Source organism: Azospirillum sp. P4_B5 (assembly GCF_056402275.1).
In genome coordinates this window covers 26,908-45,779 of sequence record NZ_JBFUHT010000033.1, presented here as the reverse complement: position 1 = coordinate 45,779, position 18,872 = coordinate 26,908, and the positions used below count along the sequence as shown (strand labels likewise).

Genomic DNA, 18,872 nt, shown 5'->3' with positions numbered 1-18,872 from the left:
AAACCCGCCGCGATGACCAGAGCAGGGTCGGAATGCCAGCCTTACCCGTGGAGCCCGGCCCCGTTCATTCCCACGCGCCCATTCATACCGGCGGTTGTGGGCGCCTGTTGCTGGCGCGGGTCCGGGTCCTGCACGATCACCCCATACCAGCCCAACCCCTTGTAGGTTTCATAACCCGGCGTCAGGGCGTAGCCGTAGGTGCGCCCGGCGGCGTCGGCGTAATGGCCCATGCTCTCCCCGCTGCGGCGGAGTTGGACGGTCTCGCTGAGGATGCCGCGCCCGTCGGACGAGGCGATCACCCGGTGCCGCGCGTCGAGCAGAAGGCAGCGCGAGCGGGAGCGCTCCTCATCCTCCAGCCGGACGCCCTGGACGACGGCGGAGGCCTGCGGCTCCCAGTCGAAGAAGATGCCCAGCACGCCGATCGGATCGCCGTCCGTCTCTCCGCCGCGCCGGATCGCGGTGGCGTAGGTGGCGACCACCCGGTCCTCCAGGCGGCCGTTGCGCGCCACGTCGCCCACCGTGAACTCGCCGCCGTTGCGCGTGGCCAGCGCCTGGCGGAACCACCCCTCGTCCCCCACGCGGGCGCCCTGGGCGCCGGGGTAGCGGCCGGGACGGCCGGTGGCGATCACCTCCCCCTTCAAGTCGGCGATCCACAGGTCGAGATAGACGGTGTAGGATTCCAGGATAACGCTCAGCCGATGGGAGGCGTGCTGGCGGTTCACCTCGGTCGGGTCGGCGGCGCAGTCCACCACCGCGCTGTCGGTCGCCCACCAGCGCACGTCGCAGGACCGCTCGTACAGGTTCCGGTCGATGATCTCGATCATGTTCAGCGACAGGTCGGCCAGACGCCGCCCGTGCATCTCCTGCACCATGGCGCTGCCGGTGGTGGTCAGGTGGTCGACGCGCGAGACGATCTCCGACCGCAGCTCCTTGGTGATGGTGTTCACCTGCTTGGAAATCTCGGAAACCTCGTTCGCGACAACCGCGAACCCGCGCCCGGCGTCGCCGGCCCGCGACGCCTCGATCAAGGCGTTCATCGCCAGCATCTTGGTGCGGCGGGTGATGTCTTCGATCAAAGACACCTTCCGCGAGGCGACGTCCAGGACGCCTCGGGAAAGCTCGAACAGTTCGTTTCCGGCCACACTCATCCCGAACACCTCTGTGAGTTTGGGTGGGATATCTTTTTTAGACGTCCAACCATCAAACGCTGTGCCAAATGCCCTTTCGGAACCATCGGGACGCGCAAAGCCGCGGAACGCCTGCGTTTGCGGGCGGCGCCCCGGGTTCGGCCTCAACGTTTCTGAGATGTCAGTTTCGAAATTGTGATGAATTCGGCGTCATATTGGAGTCCGAACAATCACACGCGGCACCGTCCTCGCTGCGCCGCACCCCGCGCATCGCGTGCGCCGCAACAAAAGCACCGGTTTCTCCTAAAAAATGAGGCAAAAGGTCGCACGACCCCCGTCCGGCGCTCCGGCGCTGCTCAGCATACAAGCAAACGCCCAGCGGCTGATCAATGCCCACCGTATAAGCAAGTGCAAAATCCGGGACAAACAAGCGGCGGATCGCACAAGATCGCGTCAGGCGACCTTGTGCATCTCGTCGAGGAAAAGCTGAACCTCGCGGGTCAGGCGGTCGGCCTGGACACTCATCCGCTCCGACGCGGCGAACACCTCGTGGGCGGTGCCGCTGGTGCGTTCGGCGGCGGTGGTGACGTCCTGGATGTCCACCGTGACGGCGCGGGTGCCGGCGGCGGCCTGATCCATGTTGCTGACGATCGAGCGGATCGCCGAACCCTGTTGCCCGATGCCCGCGGCGATGCCGCCGGCGATCTGGTTGATGTCCTGGATGGTGTGGCCGATGCCGACGATGGAGGCGACCGCCACGTCGGTGGAGGACTGGATGCCGGCGATCTGCCCGGCGATGTCGCCGGTGGCCTTGGCCGTCTGGTCGGCCAGCCGCTTGACCTCCTGGGCCACCACGGCGAAGCCCTTGCCGGCCTCCCCGGCCCTTGCGGCCTCGATGGTGGCGTTCAACGCCAGCAGGTTGGTCTGGCTGGCGATGTCGTTGATGAGGGTGACCACTTCGCCCACCGTCTTGGCGGCTCCCGACAGCTCGGCGATCAGCGCGTTGGAGCGCTCGGCCTCGCCCGCGGCGTTGGCGGCGACCTTGGCGACCTCCTCCACCTGCCGGGCGATCTCCCGGATGGACGCCGACAGCTCCTCCGTCGCCACGGCGACGCTGCCGACCGAGGAGCCGGTCTGCGACGCCGCGGCGGCGACCGAGGACGCCTTGCCGGTGGCGGTCTGGGCGTCGGTTTCCATGGTGCGGGCTGACATCTCCAGCTGATGGGCGGTGCCGGAGACCTGCTCGCACACCGCGCGGATCTGCGTCTCGAAGCGGTCGGTGACCCCGGCGAAGCCCTTCACCTTGCCGGCGATGGCGTCGGTGGCGGTGTTGATGGTGCGCGACGCGTGCAGGAAATTGCCCTGCATGCCCTTCAGCACGATCCGCCGGAAATACTTGTTGGCCGACACGTAGCTCATCGAGGCCGTGGCCTCGCGGATGAAAGCGTCGGTGCGGTCGATCGAGTCGTTCAGGGCGTGCATCAGCTCGCCGAGGTCGCCCTTCTCCCGCACGTTGACGACCCGCGCCTCGAAGTCGCCGCGCGACACCGCCTGACAGACGGCCACCGCCTGCCCCACCGCGGCGCGGGCGCGCACCATGCACAGCATGACGCCGACCAGCGCGGCCAGCGCGGCGGCCCCGATCGCGATGCGCAGCGGCGCGCCGCCGACGTCCAGCGAATCGGTCACCAACAGCGCTGCGACGAGCAGCCCGGCGACCGCCCCCAGCGCGAACGCCTTAGAGAGAGAAGACGAATTCGTCATACCCGATCCCCTTCTCCGTCAGCAGCCCGACAACGGTGGCGAAGGCCTCGTTCATGCCCTGCTTGCGGTCTTCGTGGCGGTTTTCAATGTCCAGAAGCGTGCGGTAGAGCGGCACCACCTTATCGATCGCGCCGCGGTCCGGCACCCGGCGCGAGGAGTGGTAGCCGACGAGCCGACCGTTGACGTCATAGCTGGGGGTGACGTGGGCGAAGACCCAGTAATGGTCGCCGTTGCGCGCCCGGTTCACGACGTAGGCGAAGATCTCCTGCCCCGCCCCCAGCGTGTCCCACAGCAGCTTGAACACGCAGCGCGGCATGTCCGGATGGCGGACGATGGAGTGAGGGGCGCCCATCAGCTCCGCCTCGCTGTAGCCGGCGACACGCTGGAACACGCGGTTGGCGTAGGTAATACGGCCCTTCAGGTCGGTCTTGGAAACGATGACCTCGTCGGCGTCGAAGAACCGCTCGACCCCGGTCAGCGTCCGGTCGCGGGGGCCGGGACTGAGAACAGCGCTGTGTGCCATGTGCCTGCGGTCGCGGGCCGAGAGCCCGGCGCCCCCTTATTGGTTCGCGGTCGGTTACAGGGCGTACATCTCCCCATCCGCGCGTTCCCATCGGGCACTGGCGGACGCCGCAAAATAAAGACCATGCAGGTTATACAAAAGATTAAATTTGTTGCCGGACGGAAATATGATTCAGCTCAACCGTCCGCCCGACATCGCTCAACCGTTGACCGGACGCAAGATTGTGCCTCGCCTCACTCCGGCGGATAGGGAACGGTCAGTTGCCGGCCGATGGGCGGGTTCTCGACGATGGCCGTCATGCCGTCCGGCCAGCGCACCTCCAGCCGCTCCACCGCGCGGGCGGTGCCCAGCCCGAAATGGGCCACCGGCTCCATCTGGCAGAGATAGCCCGACCCGGCGCAGACGGACCGCACCTGCCGCCGCCCGTCGGCCGTGCAGGTGACCACGGCGCCGCGGGCCGGCGCGCCGTAGGGGGTCAGCGGCAGCACGCGCAGCCACCCGTTGTGGTTCGCCGCCGTGCGGTACAGCGACAGGGGCTGCGGCGATCCGCCGCCATGCCCGCCGCCTACTCCATTGCCGTGCGCGACAAGGAGTTCCAGCCGCCCGTCGCCGTCGATGTCGGCCACAGCGGCCCCGGTCCCCAACCCCTTGGGCTCCTGCGCGTCGCCGAGATCGATGGCCTGCCAGCGCTCATCGCGCCAGCCGAACAGGCGGTTGGGTTCGCCGTGCAGGTTGAAGAACAGTTCCTCATAGCCGTCGTTGTCGAAATCGGCGGCGATCACGCTGGACACCCGGCCTGGGAAGGACATCTCGGGATCGGCCTCGTCCACGAAGCCGCCGCCGGAGCGCTGGACGAACAGGCGCTGCGGTCCCTCCCAGGCGCCGACCAGCAGCCCGAACCCGCCATAGCCCGGCCCGTCCACCGCGGCCACCGCCCGCCCCGCAAAGCGCGAATCGGCAACCCCCCGCTCCTCGGCGATTTCCTCGTAGGTGCCGTCTCCCAGGTTGCGGAACAGGAAGTTCGGCCCGCCCTCATTGCAGGCGAACAGGTCGACGCGGTCGGACAGGAACGGCAAGGCGAGCAGCCCGCGCCCGGCGCCGATCAGGTCGATGCCCGCGTCCTCCGCCGCGTCCTCCAGCCGCCCGCGCCGGCTCAGCTCGAACAGGCGGAAAGGACCGCCGTCCGCCGCCACGACGAAGCCGTAGCGGCCATGGCCGTGGCGGTCCATGGCGACCACCGACCGCCCGGCGACGCGGTTCGCCATGCCGGCGTTCTCCGGCTGGGCCAGCAGGTCGAGCCAGTGCTTGCCGAAACAGGCGAACAGCCGGTCGCCCATCTCCTTCGGCCCGCTCGCCCGGTCGGAGTTCAGGACATACAGCTCCTCGCGCCCGTCGCCGTCCACGTCGGCGGCGGCGATGGCGACCGCGCAGCCCGAGGCGTCGGCCAGCAGCGGCCCGGCGATGTCCACCAGCCGGGAGCCGTCCCATTTGAGGACGAGGTTGTTGGTGGCGTAGCCCGTGACCACCAGTTCGAATGCCCCGTCACCGTCGACGTCGGCCACGGTGATGCCATTGGACAGGCGCGGCTGGTTGCCGTCGATCAGCCGCGAGCATTCGAAGAACATCGGCCGCCACTCCCTCACTGCCGCAACGCCGCCCGGTGAGGGTTTGGCCCGCGAGGGCCGGTCCCTGACGGGCTCCAATCCGTTGATACCTCTTCGAACGGCGGAGGTAAACCCGCACGGAAGTCCAGCCCGCCGGGGAACTGCGGCCTATGACCGCGCGGCAGGCCTCCCGAAGGGCATGAAAAATCCCGCCGCAGCGGGCCGGCTGCGGCGGGATCGGTTCACCGGGCGCACGGGACGGTCAGCGGCGCTTCTTGACGCCGCCGTTGGTCAGGGAGCCGCCGGCGGCCAGCTTGACCGCATCGGACTCGTCGCCGTCCTTGGCCGCCACCGGACGATTTCCGGCCACCGCCAGCTTGGCGCTTTCCTTCAGAGCCTTGGCGGCCGCCTCGCGGGCCGGCAGCTCGATGTTCAGCTCCAGGGTCGAGCAGTCGCCGCCGCGGTCCAGCTTGACCTCGACCTTGTTCTGGTCGATGTCGATGTATTTGGCGATGACCGCCAGAAGCTCCTGCTGGAGCATCGGCAGATAGTCCGGCCCGGTCCGCCCGGCGCGCTCATGCGCCATGACGATCTGGAGACGCTCCTTGGCCTGGACCGCCGACGCGCGCGGGGCGGACCGGAAAAAGCTGAAGATGCTCATGCGGACCTCCGGAGGAGGCGGCTGAACAGACCCTTCTTCTGCGGCGTGACGAAGCGGTGCTCGACGTCCTCGCCCAGGAAGCGGGAGACCGCGTCCAGATAGGCCTGGCCGGCGTTGGACGCCTCGTCGAGGATGACCGGCATGCCGACGTTGGAGGCGCGCAGCACGGCCTGGCTCTCCGGGATCACGCCGAGCAGCGGGATCGCCAGGATCTCCAGCACGTCGTCGACCTTCAGCATCTCGCCCCGCTCCACCCGCTCCGGGTCGTAGCGGGTGAGGAGAAGCTGCTGGGTCACCGGCTCAAGCCCCTGCTCCGCCCGGCGCGAGCGGGAGGCCAGCACGCCGAGGATGCGGTCGCTGTCGCGCACCGAGGAGACTTCCGGGTTGGTCACGATCACCGCGTGGTCGGCGAAGTACAGCGCCATCAGGGCGCCCCGCTCGATGCCCGCCGGGCTGTCGCAGACGATGTAGTCAAAGTCCTTGGAGAGTTCGTTCAGAACCTTCTCCACGCCTTCGCGGGTCAGGGCGTCCTTGTCGCGGGTCTGCGAGGTCGGCAGAATCGACAGGTTGTCGATGCGCTTGTCCTTGATCAGCGCCTGGCTCAGCTTCGCTTCACCGTTGATGACGTTGATGAAATCGAACACCACGCGCCGCTCGCAGCCCATGATGAGGTCGAGGTTGCGCAGCCCGACGTCGAAATCGATGACGACCGTCTTGAAGCCGCGCAAGGCGAGTCCGGTCGCGAAAGCGGCGGAGGAGGTCGTCTTGCCGACGCCGCCCTTGCCGGAAGTCATGACGATGATCTTGCCCAACGGAGCTTCTCCCACGTTCCTAAATGTTGCCGCCAAGGTCCGGTTACCGGGTTACGCAGATCGGGGCCTGTGCCGGGCACGCTTTGCGTGACACCGTCCTCGCACAGAGGGCCGTTCGACAGAAAGCGCTCAAAAGCGTCATCATTGGGGCTCCATGTGAAGATAGCCGTCGCGCAGGAAGATCTGCACCGGCTTCTTCAGCACGTCGTTCCCGAAATCCTCGCTGACGCGGTACAGCCCGGCCACCGAGACGACCTCGGCCTCCAGGCTGTGGCAGAAGATGCGCGCGTTGGTGTCGCCGGACACGCCGGCCAGCGCCCGGCCGCGCAGCGCGCCGTAAACGTGGATGTTGCCGTCGGCCACCACCTCCGCGCCGGGGGACACCGGGGCGGTGATGACCAGATCCGTCTTCTCGGCGTAGATCTGCTGGCCGGAACGCACCGGCTCGGTCACCAGCAGCGCCGGGCGGTAGATCGGTTCGGGCGGCGGGGCCGGGATCGGGGCGGCGCCGGCCTGCGGGTCGGCGGCGGGGGGTGCCGCGGACTCCAGCTTGGCGGCACGCCCGGCAGGCATCGGGGTCAGCCCGGCGGCGAGCGCCCCCTCATGGACGGGGCGTGGACCGCCCCGGAAGCCGACCGGCAGCAGGTACAGCGCGCGCAGGTTGGTCACCAGAGCGGCGATGTCGAAACGCGGGGTGTCCTCCGTCAATTCCTCGAAGTCGAGGACGACGGGGGCGTTCCGGAAAAAGTTGGGCGCCTGCCGCACCTTGACGGCGAGCTGTGTGAAGAAGTCCGGCGACGCCGGATCATTCACCTTCAGCACCATCATGGTGAAGGAATTGCCCCGCAACTGGAACGGACCGTCCCGATCGGCACCCTGCCTGGCGCTGCTCACCGCTGCCATCCTGCTTGTGTTCCTGCCGAATCCGCGTCGTCCGCATGTCTGGGGCCATCGGCCAGGCACCAGGGCGGAAGGGTCAACCACCCGGGTTCTAGCGGCGCGGACCCCATCCGTTCAAGCCTTTCCCGGCGCCGAAGGAGTGACAACCGCCGGACACACGCGCCACGGGCCGGAACAGGGCGTCCCCGTCCGGGCTGGAGGTCCATGTGTTGCGTCGGCGGAAGGTCTCACCACAAAGTATGGTAATGGAACTGGATTCGCCGGGCAAAGGGTTTTGCAGGGATATGCCCTTTTCGCGCTGCGGCATCTTTCCCTCGCGACAACGCCCGCAAAGATGGTTCCCACAACCTCAACACATCCCCTCGTCGCGGCGGCCGCGGGTTCCCTCCGCCTCTGGCGGTAGCCCGTCGCCGCTGCGCTTCCACCTGCGACTCACCCACAACATCTTGTGTGAATCTTTCGCGACGCTCGCAATTTCGACTGACGTTCGCCGCTGCAAGACCTATCTTCCTAATGTGAGGTCCACGTCCTGACGAAGAGGTTCCGCTTGCATCCTGCTTCGTTCCCGAGCGTCCGATTGTCGCCGGCACCCCATGACGGGCGCAGCCGACGGGACGCACGCCTCGCACCGGCAAGCCAGACTCCGGCCATCCTGTCGCACAGCAGCATCGACGACCTCCCCCTTGCGGGAGGTTTTTTTGTGCCCGGAGCCGCCGCCCACCAACGTGACGTTAGGAGAGCGATATGGCCAGACGCCAGACCAAAGGCAGTGCCGTTTCAGCGTCCGAGTCGACGGTCCACCCGCTGTTCCCCGCCGCCGGCTGGGACCCCGTGGGCGGCGCCGACCGCCGCGACCAGAGCTATCTCCGCAAGGTCAAGCCCCAGAGCCCCAACCAGAAGAGGCTGATGGAGGCGATCAAGGACCATAACCTCGTTGTGGCGCTCGGCCCCGCCGGCACCGGCAAAACCTATCTGGCGATCTCCTCCGCGGTGGAGGCGCTGGAGGAGGGCAAGGTCGACCGCATCGTGCTGTCCCGCCCGGCCATCGAGGCGGGTGAAAGCATCGGCTATCTGCCGGGCGACATGCACGAGAAGATGGCCCCTTTCCTGCGCCCGCTCTACGACGCGCTGAGCGAGCGGCTGGGCGCCAAGCGCCTGCGCGCCCTGATGGCCGACGGCACCATCGAGATCGCGCCCGTCGGCTTCATGCGCGGGCGCACCCTGAACAACGCCTTCGTGGTGATCGACGAGGCGCAGAACTGCACCTACGCCCAGATCAAGATGCTGCTGACCCGGCTGGGCTGGCACTCCACCATGGTCCTGACCGGCGATCCCGACCAGACGGACCTCTTGGACAACCTGTCGGGTCTGGCCGACATCGCGCGCCGGCTGGAGGCGGTGGAGGGCATCGCCGTCGTCCGGCTGAGCGACACCGACATCGTCCGCCACCCCTTGGTCGCCAGCATGCTGACCGTGCTTTGAAGTCGTCGGCAAACGAACGGCGCCGACGCTTCATCATCGGCGCACCGATCACAACTGTGGGAGGCCTGCGGGCCTCCCTTTTCTTTTTTGCGGCGCAGCACGCCTCTCCTTCCGAACTTTTGGAAAGAGACCCGCGACGTTTTCTCACCGTGGGTTGATCCGCCTTGACGACGATCAGGCCATCGGAGCAAAAGTAACAAAAAATTTAGCAGAATTTCCGGGCGGTCATCGCTCCGTCCGGGACCGGCGCCGGTGCGCCGGAACAAGGAACGATTCCGGAGGAACGTCAGGTGTTCGAGCGCATCAGCATCAAGGGAAAGATCTCCGTCATCCTGGGCGTCGCGGCGGTTGGCCTCGCCCTGGTCGCCGCCGTCAGCCTGTTCGGCCTGCGCGCCGAGATGATGAAGGACCGCCAGGACAAGACCCGCAGCGTGGTGGAGGTCGCGCACAGCCTCGTCGCCCATTACGAGGCGATGGAGCGCAAGGGCACCCTGACCCGCGACGCCGCCCAGGCGGCCGCCAAGGACGCGCTGCGCCGGCTGCGCTATGCCGGATCGGAGTATTTCTTCGTCATCGACCGCGCGCAGCGCATGATCATGCACCCCATCCGCCCGGAGATGGATGGGCAGGACCAGTCGCGCACCGCCGACCCGAACGGAAAACTGCTGTTCGTCGAGATGACCCGCGTCGGCCTCGCGGCCGATGGCGGCTTCGTCGACTACCTGTGGCCGAAGCCGGGTCAGGCCGAGCCGGTTCCGAAGATCTCCTACGTGCGCGGGTTCGAACCCTGGGAATGGCTGATCGGCTCCGGCATCTATATCGACGACGTCGACGCCGCCTTCCGCGAGGCCGCCCTGTTCCTCGGCGGGCTGGGCCTGCTGATCGCCCTCGTGGCGACGGCAATCGCCCTGTTGGTCAGCCGCGCCATCGTCCACCCGCTGCACGCGATGACCGGCGTGATGCAGGCGCTCGCCGGCGGCGACACGGCGGTGACCGTGTCCGGCACGCAGCGCGGCGACGAGATCGGCGTCATGGCCCGCACCCTGGACATCTTCCGCAACAACCAGATCGACCTGCAGCGCCATTGGGAACGCCAGCAGGTGGAGCACCGCGTGACCGGGCAGCGCGCCCGCGCCCTTGAACGGCTGACGGAGCGGTTCGACGCCACGGTCAGCGCCATGGTCGGCGCGGTCGGGCAGGCGGTGCAGGCGCTGGAGAACACGGCGCGCTCGCTGTCCGACACCGCCGACCGCAACATGCGCGAAGCGGCCTCGGTCGCCGGGGCGTCGCAGCAGGCCTCGGTGAACGTGCAGACCGTCGCCGCCGCCGCCGAGGAGCTGAGCAGCGCCATCGCGGAGATCGGCACCCAGGTCGCCACCTCCTCGCACATTTCGATGGAGGCGGTGAACGCCTCCCGCCAAGCCAGTGAGCGCATCGACGGGCTGGGCCACGCCGCGCAGAAGATCAACGAGGTCGCCGACCTCATCACCAGCATTGCCAGCGGTGAAGAACCTCGCCGGCCAGACCGCCAAGGCGACGGAGGAGATCGCCGCCCAGATCACCGAGGTCCAGCAGGCGTCGCAGGGCGCCGTCACCGCCATCCGCGAGATCGCCGGGATCATCGCCCGCAGCGACGAGATCGGCACGTCCATCGCCGCCTCGGTCCAACAGCAGGGTGCGGCGACCGGCGAGATCGCCCGCAGCGCGGGGGAGGCGGCGCAGGGCACGCGGCAGGTCTCCACGAGCATTGACGAGGTCTCGGCCTCCGCCCTGGAGACGGAAAAGGCCGCCAACAGCCTGCTCGATGCCGCGGAGAGCCTTGCGCAGCAGGCCGGGTCCCTGCGCAATCTGGTGGACGCCTTCCTGATCAATGTGGAGGCGATCAACAGCGCGGAGTTGGCCACTCTCTTCGCCCCGGCCGGGGAGGAGGTCTTCATGCCCTGGAACGACACGCTGGCCGTCGGGCAGGAGGACATCGACAACGACCACATGATCCTGGTCGCGCTGATCAACCGGGCGGCCCGGCGCATCCGGGGCGGCGAAGTGCCGCAGGCCATCGGGTCGGCCATCGACCAGCTCGTCGCCTACACGGTCCTGCATTTCGAGGAGGAGGAGCGGGTGATGCAGCGCTCGGGCTATCCCGATTTCGTGCAGCACAAGGCGCAGCACGACGCCCTGCGCAAGCGCGTGGCCGAGCTGAAGCAGCGCTTCGCGGCCGGGGAGGCGCGGGTCGGCGACGATCTGCTGGCGCTGTTCCGCGACTGGCTGACCGGCCACATCCAACGCTTCGACAAGCGCATCGGACATCATCTGGCCCGGCCGGGCGAACCGACGCGCAAGGCAGCGTGAGCAGCCGGAAACGGAGCAGGGTCTCAGATGGACTGGGTGATCCATGTGCTGGTACGGCTGATAGCCTGGGCTCTCGTCGGCTTCATAACCTGCAAGCCCCGCCTGACCTGGCTGCTCTTCGGCATTCCGGGAGGACTCGCCGCCGCTGCGATCTACACCACGACCGGCACCTTGACCGGCACTACGCTTTTCCTGATCGCGCTGGCGACGGTCCCAGGGGCGCTGGCCCTGCGCTGGGCCGCGCGGCGCCTCTGGTGAACGCGCGGCGCCCGCTCCTTGGGCAGATTGTCCTCTTGACCTGGACCGTGCGCCGCCCCATTCCAGTCGGTCATGAAAGCCCGACTCATCCGCATCGCCGCCGCCTCCGCCGTGGGGCTCGTGATCGCCGCCGGCATCGCCTGGTGGCAGGTCGACAACGCCTCCAGCACGGTGCAGAGCAGCGTGCCCATCGGCGGACCCTTCACCCTGACCGACCAGGACGGGAAGACGGTCACCGACGCCGACTATCGCGGCAAGTACCTGCTGATCTATTTCGGCTACACCTATTGCCCCGACGTCTGCCCGACGGAGCTGGGGACGATGGCCCGCGCCATGGATCTGCTGGGCGTGCAGGCGGACAAGGTGCAGCCGATGTTCATCTCGGTCGACCCGGAGCGCGACACGGTGGCGCATCTGAAGGACTATGTCGGGCTATTCCACCCCAATCTGGTCGGGCTGACCGGCACGCCGGAGCAGGTCAAGGCGGCGGCCAAGGCCTACCGGGTCTATTACGCCAAGGCGCCGCAGGAGGGCGGGAAACCGGAGGATTACTTGATGGATCACTCCAGTTTTCTTTACCTGATGGGCCCCGACGGGCGCTTCCTCGGGGTGTATCCGGCGGGCACCACCGCCGACCGCGTGGCCCAGGATCTGGGCACCCGTATTGCCGGCTGACGGAAAACAGGAGCGGAACCGCACCCTTTGACCCGGTAATACCAAGGTTTCGACGCTGTTTCGTTGGGTTTTCAAGCACTTGTATTAAGGGTTTTGCGGCTTGACAGGGTTGTGCCCTGTCCGTATGGTCTCGCCGCTTTCGCGTGGCTGCGAGACAACGGGGACAACGAAGCGACATGAGCGACGAAAAGCCCCCGCCGTCTCTGGCAGAGCTTGACGCCCGACTGAAGAAGGCGCGTGAAGGGAAGGAATCGCAGAGCGGTCCGGGGAAATATCACCGGCTGCCGCAGAGTCCTCTCGGCATCGCCTTTCGAATCGGGAGCGAGCTGGTCGCTGCCATGATCGTTGGCGTCGGTGGCGGGCTTCTGCTCGACCGCTGGCTCGGAACGGCGCCCTGGGGATTGATCGTCATGTTCTTCCTCGGCGCGGCGGCCGGAATTCTGAATGTCTACCGGGCCATCACCGGGCTCGGATTAGCCCCCGGCTACCGCCGGGCCCGTGAGGATGACAACGAGCGCCCCAACGGCGACGCACACTGAGCGAGGACGACCTTGGATCCGCTGCACCAGTTCCAGATCAACCCGATCCTCCAGATCGTGATCGCCGGGTATGACGTGTCCTTCACGAACTCGGCCTTCTTCATGGTCGTGGCGGTCGCGCTGATTTACGCGCTGCTCGTCTTCGGCATGTCTGGCCGCGCCCTGGTTCCGGGCCGCCTGCAGTCCCTGGCCGAGATCTTCTACGAATTCGTCGCGAACATGGTTCGGGACAACGCCGGGCACGACGCCCGCCCGTACTTCCCGTTCGTCTTCGCGATCTTCATGTTCGTGCTGTTCGGCAACCTCGTCGGCATGATCCCGTTCACCTTCACCTTCACCAGCCACATCATCGTGACCTTCACGCTGGCGGCGACGGTGTTCGTGTTCGTGACCGTCCTGGCCCTGATGAAGCACGGCCTGCATTTCTTCAGCTTCTTCATGCCGCACGGCGCGCCGGTGATGCTCGCCCCGATCCTCATCCCGATCGAGGTGATCTCCTACCTGATGCGCCCCGTCAGCCTGTCGATCCGACTGTTCGCCAACATGATGGCCGGTCACACCATGCTGAAGGTGTTCGCGGGTTTCACGGTTATGATGATCAGCGGCCTGGGCGCCGTCGGCTTCCTCGCCGGCCTCGTCCCGCTGGCCATCAACATCGCGCTGACCGGCTTCGAGTTCCTGGTCGCGTTCCTGCAAGCCTACGTCTTCTCGATCCTGACCTGCCTCTACATCCGCGACGCTCTGGAACTGCACTGAGCCCCAGCGCCGACCCGGATCACCTTTTTACCTTTTCCACCACAGTTCACCCTTACCTAGAGGAATGAGTACCATGGAAGCTGAAGCCGCCAAGTACGTCGGTGCCGGTCTGGCCGTTATCGCCCTCGCCGGCGTCGGCCTGGGTATCGGCAACATCTTCTCGACCCTGATCGGTTCGATCGCCCGCAACCCGGCCGTCCAGCCGAAGGTCTTCCCGATCGGCATTCTGGGCTTCGCGCTGACGGAAGCCGTCGCGCTGTTCGCCCTGCTGATCGCCTTCCTGATCCTGTTCGCCTAAGGCCCGAGCGAACGTCATATTTCGCTCTGACGCGGCGCCGGGCTCTCGAAGTTTCGGCGCCGCATTCTTGCCTAGGGGGACCGATCCATGCCGAACCTGTTGGCCAAGCGACGGCTGGTCCGCTGGTCGGGTGCTGCGGGCGCCTCGCTCGCCACTCTGACCGTGCTTGCCGGTAACGTCCTGGCGGCGACGGCGGAGCACGCGCCGGAAGCCGCCCATGGCGGCGAACATGCCGCCGGCGGCCTGCCGCAGCTCAATCCCGCCACCTTCCCCACCCAGATCTTCTGGCTGGCGCTGACCTTCATCACCCTCTACTACCTTCTGTCCAAGAAAGCGCTGCCGCGCGTGGCCGAGGTTCTGGAGGAGCGCCAGGAGCGCATTTCGCGCGACCTGAGCAAGGCCGCTTCGCTCAAGGAAGAGGCCGAGGCCTCCATGGCCCAGGTCGATCAGTCCCTCGCCGGGGCCCGTTCCGAAGCCCAGGCCCTGATCGCCCAGGTGGCCGCCGAGATCGACGCGAACAACCACGCCCGTCAGGCCCAGTTGAGCGCCGAGAACGCCGAGCGTCTGCGCAGCGCCGAGGCGAACATCGCCGCGGCCAAGGAGCAGGCGATCGCCAACGTCCGCTCCATCTCCGCCGACATCGCCCGCGACGTCGCCGGCCGTCTGGCCGGGCTGAATGTCGACGCGGCCCAGGCCGATGCGGCGGTCGCCGCCGTGATCGAGGAGCGCCGGTCATGAACACGCCTGAAATGTGGGTCGCCATCGCCTTCATCATCTTCGCCGCCCTGGTGTGGAAGAAGGCGTCCGGCGCGATCACCGGCCTTCTCGACGCCCGCGCCGAGAAGATCCGGGCGGAACTGGACGAGGCCCAGCGCTTGCGTGAAGACGCCCAGGCGCTGCTCGCCAACTACCAGCGCCGTCAGCGCGACGCGCTGAAGGAGGCCGAGGCCATCATCGCCCACGCCCGCGAGGAGGCCGACCGTCTCCGCTCGCAGGCCGGCGCCGATCTCGAAGCGTCGCTGAAGCGCCGCGAGGCCCAGGCCATGGACCGCATCGCCCAGGCGGAAGCCGGGGCGCTGGCCGAGGTCCGCAATCTGACCGTCGACGTCGCCATGGACGCCAGCCGCCGCATCCTGGAAGCCGGCATTCAGCCGGCCCAGGCGGACAAGCTGATCGAACAGTCGATCGCCGAACTGCCGAAGCACCTGCACTAAGATCGTTGCTCCACCGGCAACGGTCTTTCGAACAACCCCGGCCTAGGCGCCGGGGTTTTTCTTTGGTGGAATGGTCCGGAAACCCGGAGCCCATCCCATGACCACGACCCAGCCGGCCACCCCCCTGCCCTCCCCCTTCCCCAGCGTCTTCGTCTCCCACGGCGCCCCCACCCTGATCATCGAGGATTCGCCGGGCCGCCATTTCCTGGCCGGGCTGGGCCAACGGCTGGGCCGCCCGAGCGCGGTGATCGCGGTGTCGGCCCACTGGACGACCCAGGCCCCGGCGATCAGCGGAGCCGCCCAGCCGGACACCATCCACGACTTCTACGGTTTCCCCCGCGCCCTCTACGCGATGCGCTACACGGCACCCGGCGCCCCGGCGCTCGCCGACCGCGTGCGCGCGCTGACCGGCGCCATGGTCGACCCCGGCCAGGGCCTCGACCATGGCGCCTGGGTCCCGCTGATGCTGATGTATCCGGAGGCCGACATCCCGGTCGCCCAGCTGTCCGTCCAGCCCGGCGCCACCGCCGCCGACCACATCGCGCTAGGCCGCGCCCTGGCCCCCCTGCGGAGCGAAGGCGTGCTGGTCCTCGGCAGCGGCGGCGCCGTCCACAATCTCGGCGATTTCCGCTTCGGCGAACACGACGTGGCCGGCTGGGCGGAAGACTTCGCCGGCTGGCTCGACGGGGTGCTGACGGCGGGCGACGAGGCGTCGCTGGCCGGCTGGAAGACGCTCTGCCCGCAGGCCAAGGCGGCCCACCCCACCGACGAGCATTTCCTGCCCCTGCCCGTGGCCTTCGGCGCCGCCGGGAGCGCGGTGCGGACGGAGCGGCTTCACAGCGGGTTCGAGCATGGCAGCATCGGCATGCAAGCCTATGCCTTCCACGGCGCGGCCTGAGGCGGTACCGGAGATGTTTAAAGGGGGCTGAACCGACGCACTTGTCTGTTTGCGCCGTTGTCTCGCCAAGCTACAATCCGCGCCACCCGTCCGTGCACACGGAAGGGTTTCTGACAACGTCGGGCTTTTCCCGCCCGCAACCTTCGGCCGGATCTCGTGGCTTACCAACGACAGCGCGTACGGGACGTGGCGTGAAGCGGAACGGAACCCTGCCCCGGTCCGGCGACGCCCCCTCCCCCCTCGGTTCCCCGGCCCGCCTCGCGCGCTCCCTTCCGGGGCTCGGTCTCCTGCGCCGCCTGGACGATTTGACGCTCGCCGCGCGCGTTGGGCTGGGCTTCGGCGTGGTGCTGGCCCTGGTCCTTCTGCTGGCGCTGATCGGCGTGGCCTCGCTCTACGGGGTCAGCCGCGAGGTCGGCACCTTCTCCGGTCACGCCGACGCCTCCCAGACCGCCGCCGACCTGGACATCGGGCTGCGCGACCTGGAGGTCTCCATCCGCGACCATCTGGCCGAGGGCGACCAGCAAAGCCTGCTCGACGCCGGGCTGCGCCGCGACGGCTTGGTGGAGCGGCTGACCGCCCTGGCCGGAATGGTGCAGGACGATGCCGACCGCCGCTCGGTGGAAGGCGCGCGCAGGGCGCTGGACGCCTATTGGAGCGGCTTCGAGGCGCTGGTCGCCCTGCGCGGCGAGCGCGCCCGACTGACCGAGTCGGTGCTGGAGCCGCAGATTTCCCAGATCCGCGCCGGTTTGGGCCGGCTGAAGGATGCGGGCGGCGTCGATTCGGCGGCGCTGGCCGGCGACGCGACCGTCGCCATCCTGATGATGCAGGACCATCTCGGCCGTTACGTGGCGCGGCGCGACGACCGCGACTCGCTGCGCATGCGCGCCGAGCTGGGCAACGCCCGCGCCAAGCTGGCGGAGATGAACCGCTATCTCTGGGTCCCCGGCACCCGCCAGACCATCGACGAGGTGGAGGCGGCGCTGGCCGGCATCGACGAGGTGCTGGACGGCATCGAGGCCTCTCTCGCCGACGAGGACGGGCTGCGCGCCGAGCGGTTGACGCCCAACGCCGCCGCCGTCGCCACCCAGGCGGCGGAGATCCGCCAGCGCAACGAGGCTGTCGCGGCGGCGCTGCGCAGCGGTCTGGCCGACCAGTCCTGGCGCACGGTGCGCATCGCCTTGTGGGCGGCGCTGGGAGTGACGCTGGCGGGGCTGGCGATGGTCTGGTTCGTCAACCGCCGGGTCGCCCGTCCGGTCGCCGGCATGGCCGCCGCCGTGACCTCGCTCGCCGCCGGGCGGACCGACATCGCCCTGCCGCCCGACGAGGGAGTGGACGAAGTGGCCGCCATGGCCCGCGCCGTCCGCATCCTGCGCGACAACAGCGCGGAGATGGAGCGCCAGCGCCGGGAGGCCGCCGACCGGCACGGCCAGCTTCTGCGCGACAAGGAGCGCGTCGACGCCGCCAACGAGGCCAAGACCCATTTCCTGGTCAACATCGGGCAGGAGCTTCACGCCCCGCTCAACGAGATCGTCGCCTCCAGCCAGTCGCTGATGGGCGAGTTGCACCGGCTGGGCGCCGGCGAACTGGCGACCGACATCGAGCAGATCCAGTGGACCGGCGAGCAGATGCTGACCCTGGTCGATGCGATCCTCGACTACGCCCGGATCGAGGCCGGCAACATGGACGTCGTGCTTCAGGATTTCGACGTGCACCGGCTGCTGATCGAGACGCGGGAGCGCACCCTGCCCGCCGCCGACCTCAACGGCAACGCGGTGACGCTCCAGGCCGAGACCGCGGCGCTCGGCCAGATGTATTCGGATTTCGGCAAGGTCCGGCAGACGCTTCTCAACCTGCTGGACAACGCCTGCAAGTTCACCCAGGGCGGCGCCGTCCTGCTGGCCGCCGAGCGGGCCGAGCGCGACGGCGAGCCCTGGCTGCGCTTCACCGTGACCGACAGCGGCAGCGGCTTCGCCACCAGCCAGACCGCCCGGCTGTTCCAGCCCTTCGTCCAGGGTGGCAGCGGCACCAGGCGGCGCGGTGCCGGGCTCGGCCTGACCCTGGTCGGCCATTACGCCGCCATGCTCGGCGGCGATATCGAGGTGGCCAGCGAGCCCGGCCAGGGCACGCGTGTCACGGTGGCCCTGCCCGCCTACTACCAGCCCCCGGCGGAGGAGCGCCCGCTCCAGGTCGGCACCGCCGGTGCGGCCAAGCGTCCGCTGGTCACCGTCGGCCCGTTGCGGCCGGTCGCCCAACTGGCCTCCTGACGCCCGAAGTCGTTGACCGTCAGGCCTCGCGCGGGCGGGCGGTGTCCTCCGGCGCGGCGTCCTCGTCGGGCGGCAGGCCGTACTTCATGCGGCGCATCTTCTCGGCGACGCGTGCGATCTCCTCCGGCGGCAAGATGACCGGCTCGCCCAGCAGGTGGGCGTGGAGATACTGGCGGGCCAGCGTTTCCACCTCGACCGCCAGGGCGAGGGTGGCTTTCAGCGTCTTGCCCAGCACGATCATGCCGTGGTTGGCCAGCAGGCAGGCCAGCCGCCCCTCCAGCGCCGCCACAGCGTGGTCGGACAGTTCCTGCGTGCCGAAAGTGGCGTAGGGCGCGCAGCGGATCGAATCGCCGCCGGCCAGCGCCACCATGTAATGGAAGCTGGGGATGCCCCGACCATGGACGGCCAGCGCCGTCGCGAAGGTCGAATGGGCGTGCAGCACCACATCGACCTCGGGCCGCGCCTTCAGGATGTCGCGATGGAAGCGCCATTCCGACGAGGGCCGCCGCCGACCCACATAGGTCCCGTCGAAGCCCATCTCCACGATGTCCTCGGGCACGGTCTCGTCATAGGGCAGGCTGCTGGGCGTGATCAGAAAGCCGCCCTCCACCCGCACCGACAGGTTGCCCGAGGCGCCTTGATTGACGCCCAAAGCGTTCATGGCGAGGCAGGTGTCGATGATGGCGCGGCGCTGCGCCGGGTGGGACAGGCTGGTCATGGGGTGCGGTCTCGCTTGTGGAACGGCGGT

19 protein-coding genes and 1 pseudogene are annotated in these 18,872 nt (G+C 68.2%); 12 read left to right on the top strand and 8 right to left on the bottom strand.

The genetic code is table 11. From position 1 onward, the window contains the following. Positions 1-41 precede the first annotated feature (41 nt). The 7 genes and pseudogenes from AC1DVI_RS22510 to minC all read right to left on the bottom strand — a co-directional run bounded on the left by AC1DVI_RS22510 (position 42) and on the right by minC (position 7,394). Positions 42-1,148: a methyl-accepting chemotaxis protein gene (locus tag AC1DVI_RS22510; protein WP_476959858.1), complete on the bottom strand. Its 1,107-nt coding sequence runs from the start codon at positions 1,146-1,148 to the stop codon at positions 42-44. A 432-nt stretch (positions 1,149-1,580) separates the two neighbouring features. Beyond that, positions 1,581-2,072: pseudogene (locus AC1DVI_RS22505) on the bottom strand (methyl-accepting chemotaxis protein); the annotation flags it as partial. A 793-nt stretch (positions 2,073-2,865) separates the two neighbouring features. Next, positions 2,866-3,414: a PAS domain-containing protein gene (locus AC1DVI_RS22500; protein WP_094305923.1), complete on the bottom strand. Its 549-nt coding sequence runs from the start codon at positions 3,412-3,414 to the stop codon at positions 2,866-2,868. Positions 3,415-3,647: 233 nt separating this feature from the next. Beyond that, positions 3,648-5,039, bottom strand: coding sequence for a CRTAC1 family protein (locus AC1DVI_RS22495; protein WP_476959857.1), 1,392 nt, complete (start codon positions 5,037-5,039; stop codon positions 3,648-3,650). Positions 5,040-5,280: 241 nt separating this feature from the next. Continuing rightward, positions 5,281-5,679 carry a cell division topological specificity factor MinE gene (gene minE / locus AC1DVI_RS22490; protein ID WP_454019000.1) on the bottom strand — a complete coding sequence of 133 codons (399 nt, stop codon included), beginning with the start codon at positions 5,677-5,679 and terminating at the stop codon, positions 5,281-5,283. Further along, positions 5,676-6,491, bottom strand: a complete 816-nt coding sequence (gene minD / locus AC1DVI_RS22485; RefSeq protein ID WP_109068620.1) for a septum site-determining protein MinD — start codon at positions 6,489-6,491, stop codon at positions 5,676-5,678. The genes minE and minD overlap by 4 nt, the downstream gene beginning before the upstream one ends. A 141-nt stretch (positions 6,492-6,632) precedes the next feature. Beyond that, a complete protein-coding gene (gene minC / locus AC1DVI_RS22480; RefSeq protein WP_211111781.1) occupies positions 6,633-7,394 on the bottom strand; it encodes a septum site-determining protein MinC in 762 nt (253 codons plus the stop codon). 741 nt (positions 7,395-8,135) lie between these two features. Here minC and AC1DVI_RS22475 point away from each other — a divergent pair. The 12 genes from AC1DVI_RS22475 to AC1DVI_RS22420 all read left to right on the top strand — a co-directional run bounded on the left by AC1DVI_RS22475 (position 8,136) and on the right by AC1DVI_RS22420 (position 18,124). Next, a complete protein-coding gene (locus AC1DVI_RS22475) occupies positions 8,136-8,873 on the top strand; it encodes a PhoH family protein (protein ID WP_476959856.1) in 738 nt (245 codons plus the stop codon). 290 nt (positions 8,874-9,163) lie between these two features. After that, complete coding sequence (locus tag AC1DVI_RS22470; protein ID WP_476959855.1) at positions 9,164-10,624, top strand: cache domain-containing protein; 1,461 nt, start codon at positions 9,164-9,166, stop codon at positions 10,622-10,624. 184 nt (positions 10,625-10,808) lie between these two features. After that, the gene (locus AC1DVI_RS22465; protein WP_476959957.1) at positions 10,809-11,222 is read left to right on the top strand and encodes a bacteriohemerythrin; all 414 of its coding nucleotides are present in this window, start codon (positions 10,809-10,811) and stop codon (positions 11,220-11,222) included. A gap of 27 nt (positions 11,223-11,249) precedes the next feature. Continuing rightward, positions 11,250-11,480, top strand: coding sequence for a hypothetical protein (locus AC1DVI_RS22460; RefSeq protein ID WP_476959854.1), 231 nt, complete (start codon positions 11,250-11,252; stop codon positions 11,478-11,480). Positions 11,481-11,552: 72 nt separating this feature from the next. Next, entirely contained in the window at positions 11,553-12,155 is a 603-nt protein-coding gene (locus AC1DVI_RS22455) for an SCO family protein (RefSeq protein WP_200484428.1), read from the top strand. 176 nt (positions 12,156-12,331) lie between these two features. Further along, entirely contained in the window at positions 12,332-12,694 is a 363-nt protein-coding gene (locus tag AC1DVI_RS22450; protein WP_476959853.1) for an AtpZ/AtpI family protein, read from the top strand. 12 nt (positions 12,695-12,706) lie between these two features. After that, positions 12,707-13,450, top strand: a complete 744-nt coding sequence (locus AC1DVI_RS22445) for a F0F1 ATP synthase subunit A (protein ID WP_145622494.1) — start codon at positions 12,707-12,709, stop codon at positions 13,448-13,450. A 73-nt stretch (positions 13,451-13,523) separates the two neighbouring features. Continuing rightward, positions 13,524-13,748, top strand: a complete 225-nt coding sequence (locus tag AC1DVI_RS22440) for an ATP synthase subunit C family protein (RefSeq protein ID WP_014239727.1) — start codon at positions 13,524-13,526, stop codon at positions 13,746-13,748. 87 nt (positions 13,749-13,835) lie between these two features. Then, positions 13,836-14,486 (top strand): F0F1 ATP synthase subunit B family protein, encoded by a 651-nt coding sequence (locus AC1DVI_RS22435; protein ID WP_149166669.1) that lies wholly within the window; start codon positions 13,836-13,838, stop codon positions 14,484-14,486. Beyond that, entirely contained in the window at positions 14,483-14,962 is a 480-nt protein-coding gene (locus tag AC1DVI_RS22430; protein ID WP_476959852.1) for a F0F1 ATP synthase subunit B family protein, read from the top strand. Before AC1DVI_RS22435 ends, AC1DVI_RS22430 begins: the two co-directional genes overlap by 4 nt. Positions 14,963-15,059: 97 nt before the next feature. Further along, complete coding sequence (locus AC1DVI_RS22425; protein ID WP_476959851.1) at positions 15,060-15,860, top strand: DODA-type extradiol aromatic ring-opening family dioxygenase; 801 nt, start codon at positions 15,060-15,062, stop codon at positions 15,858-15,860. A gap of 191 nt (positions 15,861-16,051) precedes the next feature. Beyond that, positions 16,052-18,124 carry a sensor histidine kinase gene (locus tag AC1DVI_RS22420; protein ID WP_476959850.1) on the top strand — a complete coding sequence of 691 codons (2,073 nt, stop codon included), beginning with the start codon at positions 16,052-16,054 and terminating at the stop codon, positions 18,122-18,124. Between the two features lie 19 nt (positions 18,125-18,143). Here AC1DVI_RS22420 and AC1DVI_RS22415 read toward each other — a convergent pair whose 3' ends face one another. After that, positions 18,144-18,842: a class II aldolase/adducin family protein gene (locus AC1DVI_RS22415; protein ID WP_476959849.1), complete on the bottom strand. Its 699-nt coding sequence runs from the start codon at positions 18,840-18,842 to the stop codon at positions 18,144-18,146. Positions 18,843-18,872: the final 30 nt, after the last annotated feature.